The sequence below is a fragment of the Winogradskyella algicola genome, from assembly GCF_005869935.1.
Taxonomy (GTDB): Bacteria; Bacteroidota; Bacteroidia; order Flavobacteriales; family Flavobacteriaceae; genus Winogradskyella; species Winogradskyella algicola.
The window spans coordinates 67,063-81,244 of the sequence record NZ_SZQF01000002.1 but is presented as its reverse complement, the minus strand read 5'-3'; the positions used below and the strand labels follow the sequence as shown (position 1 = coordinate 81,244).

At 32.9% G+C, this 14,182-nt stretch carries 19 protein-coding genes and 1 other RNA gene; 5 read left to right on the top strand and 15 right to left on the bottom strand.

Annotated features, from left to right (window positions below; all coding sequences use genetic code 11):
- Positions 1-93: 93 nt before the first annotated feature.
- Entirely contained in the window at positions 94-1,455 is a 1,362-nt protein-coding gene (locus FC091_RS04845; protein WP_171032462.1) for an NAD-dependent succinate-semialdehyde dehydrogenase, read from the top strand.
- On the opposite strand, the gene FC091_RS04840 is transcribed toward FC091_RS04845, so the two are convergent.
- The 5 genes from FC091_RS04840 to ssrA all read right to left on the bottom strand — a co-directional run bounded on the left by FC091_RS04840 (position 1,445) and on the right by ssrA (position 3,538).
- Positions 1,445-1,684: a DUF7672 family protein gene (locus tag FC091_RS04840; RefSeq protein WP_138433147.1), complete on the bottom strand. Its 240-nt coding sequence runs from the start codon at positions 1,682-1,684 to the stop codon at positions 1,445-1,447. The two genes, FC091_RS04845 and FC091_RS04840, sit on opposite strands and share 11 nt — an antisense overlap.
- Positions 1,677-2,219, bottom strand: coding sequence for a peptide-methionine (S)-S-oxide reductase MsrA (gene msrA / locus FC091_RS04835; protein WP_138433146.1), 543 nt, complete (start codon positions 2,217-2,219; stop codon positions 1,677-1,679). Before msrA ends, FC091_RS04840 begins: the two co-directional genes overlap by 8 nt.
- Positions 2,212-2,670 carry a peptide-methionine (R)-S-oxide reductase MsrB gene (gene msrB, locus FC091_RS04830; protein WP_138433145.1) on the bottom strand — a complete coding sequence of 153 codons (459 nt, stop codon included), beginning with the start codon at positions 2,668-2,670 and terminating at the stop codon, positions 2,212-2,214. Before msrB ends, msrA begins: the two co-directional genes overlap by 8 nt.
- An 88-nt stretch (positions 2,671-2,758) precedes the next feature.
- Positions 2,759-3,004 (bottom strand): GIY-YIG nuclease family protein, encoded by a 246-nt coding sequence (locus tag FC091_RS04825; protein WP_138433144.1) that lies wholly within the window; start codon positions 3,002-3,004, stop codon positions 2,759-2,761.
- Positions 3,005-3,140: 136 nt separating this feature from the next.
- Positions 3,141-3,538: a transfer-messenger RNA gene (gene ssrA, locus FC091_RS04820) on the bottom strand.
- A gap of 358 nt (positions 3,539-3,896) precedes the next feature.
- Between ssrA and FC091_RS04815 the strand changes: the two genes are divergently transcribed.
- On the top strand, positions 3,897-4,109 hold the full coding sequence (locus FC091_RS04815) for a hypervirulence associated TUDOR domain-containing protein (RefSeq protein WP_138433143.1): 213 nt from the start codon (positions 3,897-3,899) through the stop codon (positions 4,107-4,109).
- A gap of 123 nt (positions 4,110-4,232) precedes the next feature.
- Positions 4,233-5,438, top strand: a complete 1,206-nt coding sequence (locus FC091_RS04810; protein ID WP_138433142.1) for an NAD(P)-dependent oxidoreductase — start codon at positions 4,233-4,235, stop codon at positions 5,436-5,438.
- Between the two features lie 53 nt (positions 5,439-5,491).
- Here the strand turns inward: FC091_RS04810 and FC091_RS04805 are convergent, their stop codons facing one another.
- The 9 genes from FC091_RS04805 to FC091_RS04765 all read right to left on the bottom strand — a co-directional run bounded on the left by FC091_RS04805 (position 5,492) and on the right by FC091_RS04765 (position 12,371).
- Positions 5,492-7,378 (bottom strand): TlpA disulfide reductase family protein, encoded by a 1,887-nt coding sequence (locus FC091_RS04805; protein ID WP_138433141.1) that lies wholly within the window; start codon positions 7,376-7,378, stop codon positions 5,492-5,494.
- Between the two features lie 362 nt (positions 7,379-7,740).
- Complete coding sequence (locus FC091_RS04800; RefSeq protein ID WP_138433140.1) at positions 7,741-8,148, bottom strand: ribosomal maturation YjgA family protein; 408 nt, start codon at positions 8,146-8,148, stop codon at positions 7,741-7,743.
- Positions 8,145-8,759 carry a SanA/YdcF family protein gene (locus tag FC091_RS04795; RefSeq protein ID WP_394344063.1) on the bottom strand — a complete coding sequence of 205 codons (615 nt, stop codon included), beginning with the start codon at positions 8,757-8,759 and terminating at the stop codon, positions 8,145-8,147. Before FC091_RS04795 ends, FC091_RS04800 begins: the two co-directional genes overlap by 4 nt.
- A gap of 2 nt (positions 8,760-8,761) precedes the next feature.
- Entirely contained in the window at positions 8,762-9,274 is a 513-nt protein-coding gene (locus FC091_RS04790; RefSeq protein WP_138433139.1) for a Coq4 family protein, read from the bottom strand.
- Positions 9,271-9,588, bottom strand: coding sequence for a hypothetical protein (locus FC091_RS04785; protein WP_138433138.1), 318 nt, complete (start codon positions 9,586-9,588; stop codon positions 9,271-9,273). The genes FC091_RS04790 and FC091_RS04785 overlap by 4 nt, the downstream gene beginning before the upstream one ends.
- 1 nt (position 9,589) lies before the next feature.
- Positions 9,590-10,975 carry a DUF4153 domain-containing protein gene (locus FC091_RS04780; protein WP_138433137.1) on the bottom strand — a complete coding sequence of 462 codons (1,386 nt, stop codon included), beginning with the start codon at positions 10,973-10,975 and terminating at the stop codon, positions 9,590-9,592.
- 80 nt (positions 10,976-11,055) lie between these two features.
- Positions 11,056-11,349, bottom strand: coding sequence for a winged helix-turn-helix domain-containing protein (locus tag FC091_RS04775; protein WP_138433136.1), 294 nt, complete (start codon positions 11,347-11,349; stop codon positions 11,056-11,058).
- 33 nt (positions 11,350-11,382) lie between these two features.
- Positions 11,383-11,751, bottom strand: a complete 369-nt coding sequence (locus tag FC091_RS04770; RefSeq protein WP_138433135.1) for a hypothetical protein — start codon at positions 11,749-11,751, stop codon at positions 11,383-11,385.
- A gap of 8 nt (positions 11,752-11,759) precedes the next feature.
- Positions 11,760-12,371, bottom strand: a complete 612-nt coding sequence (locus FC091_RS04765) for a hypothetical protein (protein WP_138433134.1) — start codon at positions 12,369-12,371, stop codon at positions 11,760-11,762.
- 110 nt (positions 12,372-12,481) lie between these two features.
- Here FC091_RS04765 and FC091_RS04760 point away from each other — a divergent pair, with 110 nt between their 5' ends.
- Entirely contained in the window at positions 12,482-12,826 is a 345-nt protein-coding gene (locus tag FC091_RS04760; protein ID WP_138433133.1) for a hypothetical protein, read from the top strand.
- On the opposite strand, the gene FC091_RS04755 is transcribed toward FC091_RS04760, so the two are convergent.
- The gene (locus tag FC091_RS04755; protein ID WP_138433132.1) at positions 12,823-13,761 is read right to left on the bottom strand and encodes a transglutaminase domain-containing protein; all 939 of its coding nucleotides are present in this window, start codon (positions 13,759-13,761) and stop codon (positions 12,823-12,825) included. The genes FC091_RS04760 and FC091_RS04755 overlap by 4 nt on opposite strands.
- Positions 13,762-13,792: 31 nt before the next feature.
- Here FC091_RS04755 and FC091_RS04750 point away from each other — a divergent pair, with 31 nt between their 5' ends.
- Positions 13,793-14,170 carry a DUF1801 domain-containing protein gene (locus tag FC091_RS04750; protein ID WP_138433131.1) on the top strand — a complete coding sequence of 126 codons (378 nt, stop codon included), beginning with the start codon at positions 13,793-13,795 and terminating at the stop codon, positions 14,168-14,170.
- Positions 14,171-14,182: the final 12 nt, after the last annotated feature.

Below are 14,182 nucleotides of genomic sequence, written 5' to 3'. Positions count from 1 at the left end.
ATTAACATTTAGCTTTCAAAATACTAAAGTTATACTAAATGTCAGAGTTTGTGCTTTAAGAATTCAAAAATCTCTTATTTTAAAAAGAAAATTATGAGCACAATAACAACCATAAATCCGTACACGCAAGAAGAATTAAAAACATATAATCTAATTGGTGATGCCGATTTAAAACAGAAGTTAAATCTTGCAGATAAGCAATTTCAAAGTTGGAAAACAACTGAAATTCAAGATAGGTGCAGCCTAATGTATAAAGTTGCAGAACTTTTAATAGAACGAAAAGAAACCTATGCCAAACTAATGGCTAAAGAAATGGGTAAACCGATAACCCAAGGTATTTCTGAAATCGAAAAGTGCGCTTGGGTATGTGACTTTTATGCTAAAAATGCCGAAGACTTTTTAGCTGATCAATTAATAGAAACAGAAGCTGAAGAAAGCTTTATTAGTTACGATCCGTTGGGAGTTATTTTAGCAATTATGCCTTGGAATTATCCGTTTTGGCAAGTTATGCGTTTTGCAGCACCAACACTAATGGCTGGTAACACAGCGCTGTTAAAACACGCGTCAAGTACCACGCAGTGTGCTTTAGAAATTCAGAAGCTGTTTGAAGATGCAGGTTTTCCTGAAGGTTGTTTCCAAACCTTATTGGTTTCGCACAGTCAGATTGAAACTATTATAAGCGATGATATTGTAAAGGCTGTAAGTCTTACCGGAAGCGAAGGGGTAGGTCGCAAAATTGCTGAAATAGCAGGTAAAAATCTAAAGAAAGTAGTTTTAGAACTTGGTGGAAACAATGCCTGCATCGTTCTTAAGGATGCAGATTTAGATAAGCATATAGAGACTATGGCTTGGGCACGTATGCAAAACGCTGGTCAGAGTTGTATTGCAGCCAAGCGCTTTATAGTTGTTGAGGATATTTATGGCGAGTTCTTATCTAAATTTAAAGCTAAAGTAGAATCTTATGTCGTAGGAAACCCAATGGATAAAAAAACAGAAATAGCAACAATGGCTTCTGTTGGTTCGGCTGAAGATGTAGGAGAACAAGTGAAAAAATCTCTAGACAAAGGTGCTAAAGTTCTTTATGGAAATAAACGAGAAGATGCACGCTACCAACCTACAATTTTAGAAAATGTCACTGCAGAAATGCCGGTTTTTAAAGAAGAGGTTTTTGGTCCCGTGGCTGCAATTATAAAAGTTAAAGATGAAGATGAAGCATATGACATGGCATCAAAATCTAGATTTGGTCTGGGTAGTATGGTATTTACCAAGAACATAGATAAAGCCAAAAAACGAATAGGAGACATCGCTGATGGAGCATTCTTTATTAACGAACTTGTAAAATCCGACCCTAGATTACCTTTTGGTGGAACAAAAGCTTCTGGTTATGGAAGAGAACTTTCTAAAGAAGGCATTATGGAATTTGTGAATGCTAAAACGGTATATATTAAAAAATAAAATTGTAAAACTTGTCACCTATCCAATAACCAAGGCCTAAAACCATAGGGTAGCCTAAGAACAACCATAATGCATCTATAAATGTTAAGGATTTAAAGGCTGAGAATCCGTCACTTGAGATTAAATCAATAAAACTGTACCACGATTTTATACCCAGTTTTAAGACAATGCCATTGGCTAAAATAGCAATCACAAGTATGGCAATTCCTATAAGATATATTCTAAACATCTTTTAATTTATCTGAATGTAATTTACGTAATTTAGATAATTTAGGGTCTATTACAAAGGTACAATAGCCATAATCAGGATTATTTTTATAGAAATCCTGATGTTCTTTTTCGGCTTCAAAAAATGTTTGAGCTTCAGTAATTTCCGTTACTATAGGCTTTTCAAAATAAACCGCTAATTCATTAAGAATGAGTTTAGCAGTTTTTTTCTGTTCTTCATTATGATAAAAAATCACAGAACGGTATTGCGTACCTCTATCTGCACCTTGCTGATTTAACGTTGTTGGGTCATGCGTTGTCATAAAAACTAGTAGTATATCTTGAAATGAAATTACATTGGCATCAAATGTAATCTGCACCACTTCAGCATGCCCTGTTAAACCTGAACAAACTTCTCTGTAGGTTGGTCTGCCAGGAACAGTTCCTCCCATGTAACCCGAAACTACTTTTTCTACACCTTTTACTTCTTCAAAAACAGCTTCTGTACACCAAAAGCAGCCACCGCCAACGGTAGCAATCTGTATGTTCTTACTCATTTACACTTTCTTTTTCTAAAACCATAGATTCTGAATTTATGCAATACCTTAAACCACTTGGTTCTGGACCATCCGGAAACACATGACCTAAATGCGCATCGCAAGTATTGCACATTACCTCTACACGTACCATTCCAAAAGACGCGTCTTTTTCATACTTAATAGCATTTTCCTTAATAGGTTGTGTAAAACTTGGCCAACCAGTGCCAGAGCTAAACTTTATGGTTGAGTCGAATAATGGTGTACCACAGCATACACAATTATATTTACCAGCATCATAGGTAGTGCAAAGCGCGCCACTGTGAGGTCGTTCTGTGCCCTTTTGTCTTGTAATTCTGTATTGTTCTGGTGTTAATTGGTCTTTCCACTCTGTATCCGATTTTTCAACACGTTGATCTGGAGTTGGGTTACCGTTAACTGCAAAATTTATAATGTCTTTCCAGGTGAGCATACTGTTGGTTCCTTTCTTTTCTAAATTAATAATATGCTTTTATAAAGATATTAATATAGTCGTTGTGTTTATTAATTTCTTACAGATTTTAAACTAGCCTTTTGTTTCTGAAAGCAATACCAGAACCAGTTTTGAGATAACGTTCAAAGTCATAAGCTTTTTGTTTGTTTTCAAATTCTATGAGATTCACTAATTTAATAGGAAGTCGACTTTTGGTATAAAGGACTTCCTTATTATTATGCGCTTTTAGTCTATTATCGATATTTGTAGTGAAACCAGTGTAATAGGTATTGTCTGAACATTTTAGGATGTAAACAGAATAAGATAATTTCATAAGATTTAGTTTAAATAAAGTTATGAAATATAGTGGACGAGTCCACCGAAGCCCTAGAAAAGTTTGATGGTTTAAGTTTAAAAGTATAATTAAAGCCCTACTTCGCTTTTCGTTTCCTCAAAGCTTCGTAGGGCGAAGGTGGAGTCGGAGAGAATCGAACTCTCGTCCAAACAAGTAACCAAAGGGCTTTCTACACGTTTAGTCTTTTCTTGTTTTTTCGATGCAAAGCTGGCTAAAGACAGCCTACTTTACACTTAGCTTTTTAATCTCAAAAGGGCATCAAAGCACTACCCAATCTTGGTCAATTTTTACGATGCCTCTAAAAAGAACGCCACTAACCAAGGCTTTCTGGAGACATTTAGCCTTCCTACCTTGTAGGAATGTAGCTTGAAATCTTACTATAATTCAGATTAAGCAGCTAAAGCGTAGTTATTCTCGCCGTTTAAAATTTGGTCTAGCCTTTAACGTGTTTCAAAACCATTACACGACGTGCTTACCATTTAATTAATCTCGCTGTCAAAACCAGTCGACCCCTTAATGAGATAGCAAAACTATGTTTTGAGCTATCGAATTAACCCTGAACTTGTTTCAGGGACTCATCGTTAAATGATAAAATAATTTGGGCGTTACTCTACTACGTTACAACTTCGTAGAGTCGGGCTGTCCGCTGTATCTTTTTTACTTTAATCACTTCGACTACGCTTAGTGACCATTAGTAAAAAAGGATGCCGCTTCCATCCCTAACGCACCTACCAATGAACAGTAACCATTGCCCAAAGGTGTGCGAAATTACTAAAATTATTAAATCAAAAGCCATACCAAGACTATTTTATCAAAGCATTAAGAAAAAATGTCAGTATTAATATCTATTTTCAAGCAAATCAAAATAACAATGATACAGAAAGGAACAGTAGTAAAGTGGAAATGGGGAAACGGAACAGCCAGAGGCGAGGTGCAAGAAACCTACACGGAAAAAGTAACAAAAACCATTAAGGGTAGCAAAGTAACGCGAGATGGTGAAACTGGCGATAAAGCACTGTACATTAAACAAGATGATGGCGATTACGTACTAAAAAGTGAAAGTGAAGTAGAACGCGCAGATTGATTTGTAAACACCTTTAAATAAACTTATTTTCGTGCAAAATTATTCCATTTATAGTTTTCAGTGTCAGTTTCCAGTCACAAAAAATAAGTAAACGAATAAAAGGTTAAACAAATCCACATCAGTATGAAATTCGCCATCATAAAAGAACGTAAAAATCCACCAGACAGACGTGTTGTATTCTCACCAGAAACTTTAGCAGAAGCAAGAGAAAAGTTTCCAGAAGCTGAGTTTGTTGTTGAGTCTTCGAATATACGTGTGTTTCCAGATGAGGCTTATGCCAAATTAGGATTTACGGTAACAGATGATGTATCTGATGCAGATGTGATGATTGGTGTAAAAGAGGTCCCAGTTGAAAATTTAATTCCGAATAAAAAGTATTTCTATTTTTCACATACCATTAAAAAGCAGCCATACAACCGAAAGTTGCTAAAGGCAATGCTTGAGAAAAATATAGAAATGTACGACCACGAAACCATAGTTAAGCAGAGCGGAGCTCGTTTAATTGGTTTTGGGCGTTACGCTGGTTTGGTTGGTGCATACAACGGTTTTAGAGCTTTAGGACTTAGAGACGGATTATTTAATCTGCCAAAAGTTGAAACACTTGCTGACTTGGAAGAAGTAAAAGCTGAATTGGATAAAATCACAATTCCAAATATAAAAATATTACTCACTGGAACCGGAAAAGTAGCTTATGGAGCTAAAGAAATTTTAGATCATTTGGGAATAAAAGAAGTAAGCGATGCTTTATATCTAACATCTGAATTTACAGAGCCAGTTTATGTCATGGCAGATGTAATGGAATATGCCAAACGTAAGGATGGTAAAGTTGGAAATAAGCAACAGTTCTACAAAGACCCAACAGGTTACGAGAGTAATTTTATGCCTTACGCTAAACAAACGGATTATTTTATAGCAGGTCATTTTTATGGTAATAATGCACCATATTTGTTTACACGAGAAGACGCCAAGCATCCAGATTTTAGGATTAATTTAGTCGCTGATGTGTCTTGCGATATTGATGGTCCTGTGGCTTCAACCATTCGTCCATCAACCATAGCAGACCCATTTTATGGTTACAATCCACAAACCGAACAAGAAGTTGCTTTTGATGCTAAAGGTGCTATTACGGTTATGGCAGTAGATAACTTGCCTTGTGAATTGCCAAAAGATGCCAGCGAAGGTTTTGGAGAAACGTTCGTAGAGCATGTTATACCAGCTTTTTTCAATAATGACGAACGAGGTATTTTAAAGCGTGCAAAAATTACAACTGCAGATGGTAAGTTGACAGAGCGTTTTAAATATCTACAGGATTATGTGGATGGAAAATAACAAAAGCGAGCTTTTTTATATAAACTCACTTTTGTTATTTATCTCTATCTAAATTAAGGGTTAGTTTTTAGTAACGCTACCATGGCATCTATCTCGCTCACAATTTTTTCTGCTGAGCCACTATAGCCAACAGATTTAAATTTTATCTTTCCACTAGGGCCAATTATAATTTTGGTTGGTATCCCAGAAATTTTATAGGCATTGGCCACCTTATATTTAGTGCTGTTTTCTTCCTTAGGGTCAATGAGAACATTAAAATTATAATCATTATCCTCAATGAATTTGGCAACATCTTTAAGCCTTGTTTCACCATCTTCAAAGGTGTCAACGAAGAAAAATTCTACATTTTCGTTGTCTTTGTATTTATCCACTACTTTTTGCATACCTGGAAAGGACTGTATACAAGGGCCACACCATGTTGCCCAAAAATCGAGCACTACAGTTTTTCCTACAAGAGATGATAGGGTTATCTCTTCACCATCTAAATTTTTTAATGTAAAATCAATAGCGTCCTCGTCTAATAATGTTTTTCTTAAGTTATCAAGTTCCTTTTGTTTGGCTTTTGCCTCTAAGTCGGCAATAAGAGTTTCGGGATTAGTTTTATTATCAGATTTTGATAGGGCCTCCTTAAAATAAGTTTTGAGTTTAGCTGTACTATTGCCCTCTTCTATGTATGTTTTAGCAATTTCTATGGCTTTATCGTATTGTTGATCTGCTACTAAAAATTCAATATAACACTCATTCATTTCGGGATTAGAATTTTTGCTTACAGCTTTAGCTTGATATTTGATAGCCGCTTTAAGATCTCCTTTTTTAAAAGCTAACAAGGCGTATGTATCTGCATACATATTATAGCTGTTTTCTAGGCTATTTTTGTATTGGTTAGGGCTGTAATAATCTGGTTTTTCTTTGAGTTCTTTTTGTTCTGCTTCGATTAAGCTAAGAGATTTTAGAGATAGCTCTGATGCAATTTCAAGATTTTGGCCCTTTTCTGCATTGGGCCATGCAATGGAATTGAACAATGAAGCTTTGTCCGTATTGTTTTTCATTAAGGCGGTATAGTTGTAAAAAGCTTCGGTATTCCCTTTATTGAAATGTTCCATAGCTAATGCTCTAACAATATAATTTGCATAATCAGAATTTAATATTCTGTCCTTATTAGACGCAAAGAGGGCTTCTTTGGTGCTTAGTTCTTTGACCTCGAAAAACGCATCAATTTTTGATCTTAGGGCCAAATCGCTTTCTGGATACTTTTTAGAAACAAAACTAATAATGCTATCTGCTTTAGCTTTGTCTCTTAAAGCTCTATAGGTATTAGATAGAGCTTCATAATCTTTGAGTGTCATTTCTGTTTTAGATGAATAGTGAGAAATGTAGTTGTTACCAATAGTTTTACCTTTGTCTATATCAACTTCATTGGCTAAATAAATATGATTTTGATACCAATTATCAATTAACTTAGGATTGGTGTCTAGAGTTTCATCTAAGGTGTTTAATATTTCTTTTGGGTCACTTTCTAAACCAAATTGCTCACCGTAGGTCATGGTGTAATACGCTAAAGAAGCCTGAGAATCTGAAATGAGATTTCCGCTTTTATCTTTCACCTTAAACAAAAAGCCTTTTTTATTGTTATGATTATATTTATTATCAATTTTGAAATTAAATGCAACTCCAGAAATACTATCTGCAATAGTTATGGTTGCTTTGTTTTCTACAAATGTTAAGTCATCTGGAAACGCTTTGTTGTGCTGTATTTTATGGTAAAAACTATTTTCTAAGTTTCCGGTGCCAACATATGTTATAGTAAAAGGTTCATTTTGAGTGATTTCTTTTGAAGAGAAGTTAAAGTCACCAATAGTGATACCATTTTCAACTTTTTTTTCACTTTTACATGATACAAAAGTGACGATTACTGATAGTACTAAAATTATTTTTTTCATAATGAAATTGGTTTTAGTTGTTAGATTGAAGTCTAAATGCTTAAAGCTTAAAAGATTATTACAGATAAAGTTAGTTAAAACGATTTATTGTCTTAGTCATTAAATGTTAAAATGTAATGTGCTTTAACAGATCTGCCTCTTAATTATTGTCTTCTACAGCGTTTTAAACTTTAATTGTATGAGTATTTTTATTAGTTCCATATGTTATTGTTTACACGTCAGTTCGAGTGGTTTTAATCTCGAAGATATTCGTGATTAAAATTGTATCGAGAACAAGTTTGGTAGAATTTACTTCTCGATAGTTCTACTGAGCACTTCGGCTATACTCAGTGTGACACTTGTCGAAGTGCTAATTTTATTCATTAGCAATCATAACATTCACTCGAAGTGACACTTTTTTTTAATTGTAAATAGTATTCTATGATTAAAACTGTTGAAATTCCTAAGGTGTAAGCTACTAAGTCTCCAAATTGAAACGTGCTTCCAAATATGAGATTTGCAGCTGTACTGTTTTCTAAATTAAAGTAGGCTAAGAATGGTGTGAGCTGAAGCAACTCTATACCGTAAGCAATAAAGAGAACGACCAAGGCTGAGGCCCTCACACTCATATTGGTACATCCTCTAAATATTGCGTATAGTAAAATAACCACGAGATAGTCGCCAAAGGTGTAGCGGATAAATCCGGTTTTTATGATAAATGCTATCGCTAGTTCAATTAATAATAAGAAATGAGCTATAGCTAGGTAGTATTTGTTGAATTGAAGTTTCATTTTATAACGATTTTTTCTCCTAAAAACTTGGGTTGTACATTAAAAACTAAATCGAGACTAGCTTTAGATCTCGCCAAATATTCTCTGAAATGAGAATTGTAAACATCCTTGGCATTAAAGCCTACAGCATCAATACTAAAATGTTTTGCAATGTATATAGCACGTTGATTGTGGAATTTCTGTGAAATAATAGTGAATTTGGTTTGACCAAAAATTTCTTTGGCTCTCACAACAGAATCTAAAGTTCTAAAACCTGCATAGTCCAAAAAGATTTTATCTTCAGGAATACCTTTGGCTATTAAATCATTCTTAAAATCGGAAGGCTCGTTGTAATCTTTTCTACTATTATCGCCACTTACCAAAATGTATTCGATTTTTCCTGACTTATAAAGCATTACTGCGGCATCAATTCGATATTTATAGAATAGATTAATAGTTCCACTAGTAGCATATTTTCCAGTGCCAAGTAATAAACCAACTTTGTTTTTCGGAATGTCGTTTACACTATCATAAACTTGATGTCTGGTTTTGAAACTCATCCAGTGATAAGTGCCAAAAATACCAATGCTCATAAGTATAATAATTAGTAGTGTAATTTTAAATAGCTTCATGATTAGCTGATTTTAAGTTGAATACGTTGTGATTTAGAAAAAATAGTTTTTCTAAAATCTTCAATAGAAACATGTAATAGTTTTTTATAATCAAAATGATGAAAAGGATTAGCGCTCTTACCAGTTTTATAAGATCTGTAATAGTATGCATAATAATCTGGTAGGGTAGTAACACCAATTATGATTGCTCCATATAAATAAAGACTTCGTTTTCCATTACCATAGCACAGACATTGTAGTGCAATTTCATCTTCAACTGTTGTACTATAACCGCATAGTACATGGTAGCAATCATGACGTTCTACTTTAGGAATCAGTTCAAAATTATTTTTATCTAAAAACTCACCCAAATGTCTTCCAAAAGAGGGTTTAGGCATTTTAAGCAAATCGAGTTTTGAGATATTCCATGATTCATGATGTTTAAATAGCCTTGTATAGATGCGTTGGGAATTTTCAAACAGCCAAATGATAAGTTGTTTTCTTAGGTGCTTTATTGTTTTAAATAGGTTGTTCATGGTAGATGGGTTTGATTTGGTTCAACGGCAAAAGATTTTTTAGAAGGTTTAATTTTTCTTCTCCACAGAAATAAGGCTAAAAAATAAACTGATGAGAAATAGTAAATAACAAGGATTGAATTGTTGAAAGTGATAATAAATCCTATACAAATTGATGTTAAAACAATGATGTAGTAAGGGAAACAGCGTTTAAAAATGTATTTGGCATTTGTAGATGTATTGAACGACCAAAACACACAAGCAATACTAATTCTTATGATGGTATAAGTTGCCAACAAAATAAATGATATGCCAAAAATTATTAATGCAACCATGTTACTTGCGGTTTAGTTTTAAGTTATCGTATTGAAGCTCTTGCCAGGAATTAGTATATAGTTCCATAGTGTAGTTTTTATACTTTTCCTCAATGCGATGAATACTTTTGTTTTCAATTCCTTTAGTTTCTATTTTTTCTTTTAATAGTAATGTGTTGTTGTCAGACAAGTCAATCAGATAATTAATATCCATTGATTTGGCGTAGTTAAAATTGTAGTTGGTAATATGATAGTCCCAATTAATCATTGCTGCGATAACCAATACAATAAATGCTGCCTTAGTATTTAATCGAAATAGATACCAAATGTTTTTTGTTTTGTCTATTTTTATAAGTGTAGTAACAAGTCCTGTTAAGGTTAAAATAAGGTAGACTAAAACACCAATACGCTTATAGGTTAACCCAAAATAATAGATATATTGACTGTTTTTTACTGCAATGCTTAGCACTAATATTGCATTTAAAATAATCCATGTAAAGGCTAAATGTTTTACCGTCTTATTCTCTTTGTAAAAATTAAGATTACCTCTAAAAACATAAAGCAGAATAATTATTGCAATAACTATAGATGCAATTAAGGCGTTAATGCCACTATGCACCTGACTTGAGAAAACCGAACCACGAACTTCTTCGTTTGTTAAGATAAAGGCGATATCTGTTATTAGAAAAATAACAATAAGTACGTTGAGTAAGGCAATTAGGATAATGCCTAGCTGGTTTTCTTGTTTTAAAACTGGAATAGAAAAATCTTTTGTTTTAAATAGAAGGTTGCCAGTTTTTAAGTCCTGTGATGTTGCAGGCTCTACTACAATTGGGTTGTGAATATTTAAAAATAAATAATAACCAAGGCCTGCAACTAATAACCATTGAATGTTGATATAACTAAAGTCAATCTTTTCTATAAGGTTATTAAAAATGGGATTTCCATTTTGGTACAGGCCAATAAATATGATGACAATCGCTGCAGGAATTAAAATGATTTTAGCCAAATGAACGTAATCAATTTCTTTTTGGGATTCTACGGTTTGCTTGGCCTCGTTTACTGTGAAATTCCGATGAAATAATCCCGCAACAGTTGTATATAATCCATTGAGCCAGTTTACATAAATAGATGAGTTATTTTGAGACAATAATCCAATGAGTGTAAAGAATGATACACTATTTGCTATAATAGCAAGAGCAGAGTCGTGAAAAAAGACTGCAAGTCCTGTTGTAAGATAAATACCAGCAAAGCCTATATTCTTTTTGCTCTTAAAATCATCACTATTATTTATGGCAAGAATAATGACAGATAGCAAACTGAATAAAAAAAGATTAAGCCCAATTTGCTTATCGTAGAACAAAATGCTAAAGAAAAATGCTGAGGTAAGTAGAAGAAATTGTTTCATAGTTTTTATTATTAAAAGTACTTTGAAAAACAAAGTAAAATGATAAAAAAATATGCGTCGTATTGAGCACACCCAAAATATTATGTCTTTTTTATAAGCTTTTCTAAAGCTTCAATATGTTTTTTAAATTCGGTTTTACCCAGTTTTGTTGCGCTGTATCTGGTATTTGGTTTTCGGCCAATAAATTGTTTTTCAACTAATATGTATTCTGCATTTTCTAATGCTTTTGTATGGCTTGCCAAGTTGCCATCTGTAGCACCTAATAATTCTTTTAATGTTTTAAAATCAGCATACTCATTTACCATAAGAACAGACATAATACCTAGTCGTATTCTATGATCAAAAAGTTTATTTATGTTATTGATGATGCTCATAATATTTTCTGAGTAGGCAGGAATCTCAGTTTTTTAGTACAAATGTTTAAACTCACTATTAATCAAAATGGTATCATTCATTATTTTAATGTTTATAATATGTTCAGTTTGATAGCCATTGGTATAATAGCCAAAAGCTCTTGTTATTGTTTGGTTAGTTGTTTCATTTTTAAAAGAAATAAGATAGCTACCATCAGTTTTTACTTCATTCATATTAATATTATGCCTTAAGCTTTCGCCTTGTTTTATTCTTATTAATGCTTTCTCACTATCTGGTAATATTGATAAAGAATCTACGTCAAAATTACTTTTGTTAGTAATTAAAAATTTCCCTGTATTGCTATTACAAGCAAAAATAAGGGTAAAAAGCATTAGTACTATTAATGATTTGAAGCGTTTCATATAGATTTCTATTTAGAATCATACTTAAAATGCATCCAAGTACCATAAACAATATGCATTATTCCGAATCCTATAACCCATAACCAAAAGCCATAACCAGGATAATAACTGGCAATTAATCCAAGTACGATTTGAATATATCCTAAATATCTAATATCACCTAAACTATACTTTGAGGCACTCACTAAAGCTAAACCATAAAATATGAGCATTAAGCCACCAGTTTGCCCATATCTTCCTTGATCTAAAATAATAAGGCAATATATACCACCTACAACAAGTGGTATTAAAAAGTTGAGTAGGAGTCTACGCGATGAATTATCCCAAATTTTTTCATTGTTTTTTTTTGCTTTACGTGTTGTAAGTATAATTCCAGTTATTACACTGAGAATAGCAACCATTGCTAGCACTGCCATACAGGTCCAAAATACCCAACCATGAAAAATGTAAAGAAGACCTCCGCTATGGTTTATAACTAACCAATAGGCAACAGCAGCACCAATTAAAGCGTATACTCCTGCTAAAATGCCAGATAAGCCACTTAGTGATATGAAGCGCGACGATTTATTCATTAAATCTTTAATCTCGCTAATGTCTTTTAGATAGTCTTCGTTGCTCATAATTAAAAGTACTTTGAAATACAAAGTAAATAAATAAATTTGATTTTAACAAAACAATTTTAGAAGATATTAACTAAATTTATGTTTTAAGAATTAAGAATTAGGACATTATGATAGGACTTCTTTTAACAATAGCAAATATTTCTGGTGGTATACTACTTGGACTAGCAACGTTAGATAAATGGGATGGTGAGAGTAACTTTTTTAATAAAATAGCTGGGTTTTTAACGCCATTTCAGACCGTAATTGGAGGTGCACTTGTTGTGCTGCCAATTTTAAAATTTAGCGTAATTGGTATTGTGAGTGTTTTAGGAGGTGTATTGTTGCTTACTCATGTTTTTGGTAAAGTGCCAGCTCTCGAATCAAGCCTACGCAAGTTATCTGAGAAGTTAATGCCGTTTAAGGCTATAATTGGTATTGCACTTTTGGTTTTGGGAATTTTGGGATTGTTTTAAATGATTTTAAATGATAGGCAAGCTTTATAGTCACTAAAAATTACTAGTTTTTCTCCCTTAGTTTTATTGTAAGGGATTTGTGCGATGTACTTTTCGCCTTTTTTTACAAATGTTATTGGTTCTAGATTTAATGAATCTTCGCTAAACTGATAGTAGTATTGATTTTCCTCATTTATTGTATCGAATTCTATTAGTATGTTTTCTTTTGGTTTTATTAGTCCTTGCATTTTTGTTAGTTCTAAGCCAGAATTATAATAACCAGCATGAATAATTGGTGCGTAAAAGAAAGCTGATTGATTAATGATAATATCCAGTAATTGCCATTTATCATTTTCAGGTCTGTGGCTCCATATAAGTTGTTTAGGATTAATTAAAAAATAGACGTCCCTGAAACTAAATTCATTAGGTCGGTCTGGTCTACTACCTGTAGACCAAGTAGCATCAATTAATTGCCATTTGTTATCTAGGAAAACCGCATTCCATGCATGGTTAGTGTCTTTAGATATCCATCCAATATCTCTTATTGTTGTTTTAGCATAACCAGAAATAACTACACATTTAATATTTAATCTTTCTAAACTAAACTTTAATAACTGAGAATAGCCTTCACATACAGCTAATCTTCTCCTTATAGCTTTCTCTGCATAATTTTTTTGGTATTGACTTAATCTTTCTTCACTAGAGAAAGACATAGAACTATTTCTCTGGTTATTAGCACTTTTATAATCATACCTTACATTATTTGATATCCAATAATAGGTTGCTCTAATCTTTTCTAAATCAGTTTTAAAATCCGATTTGATTTTATTTGTAAATATTTCAATCGATTCAAACTTGTTAGGATATGTAGACACTATAGAATCAATTTTAGTATAGTCCTGTGTGAAGCTAAACCAAGTTGAAAATAAAAATATGACTAGTAAGATTGTTCTCATATTACTAAATTAGTCAAAAATTATTCCAATTTTGAATCCATCAGAAGCCTATATCCTAAAACAAGAGGAGCCTTATAAATCTATCTTGCTGCAACTTCAAGTCATCATTGAAGCAGTGCTGCCAAATGCAGAACTACTTTACAAATGGCGAATTCCATTTTACTATAATAATGGTATTCCTATTTGTTTCCTTAACCAATCTAAAGACTATGTGGATTTTGCTTTTTGGCATTTTGAAAAACTAGAAAAATATACAGAGCACTTCATTGACACAAATAGAAAATCTATTCGCTCATTACGTTACAAATCTGTAGAAGATATTAATGACGAGGTAATAGTCTATGTGCTGGAAAAACAATTAGAAATTAATACGAATCCGTTTAAGCTTATTCTCGGTAAGAAAAAATAAAAACCTACTTGT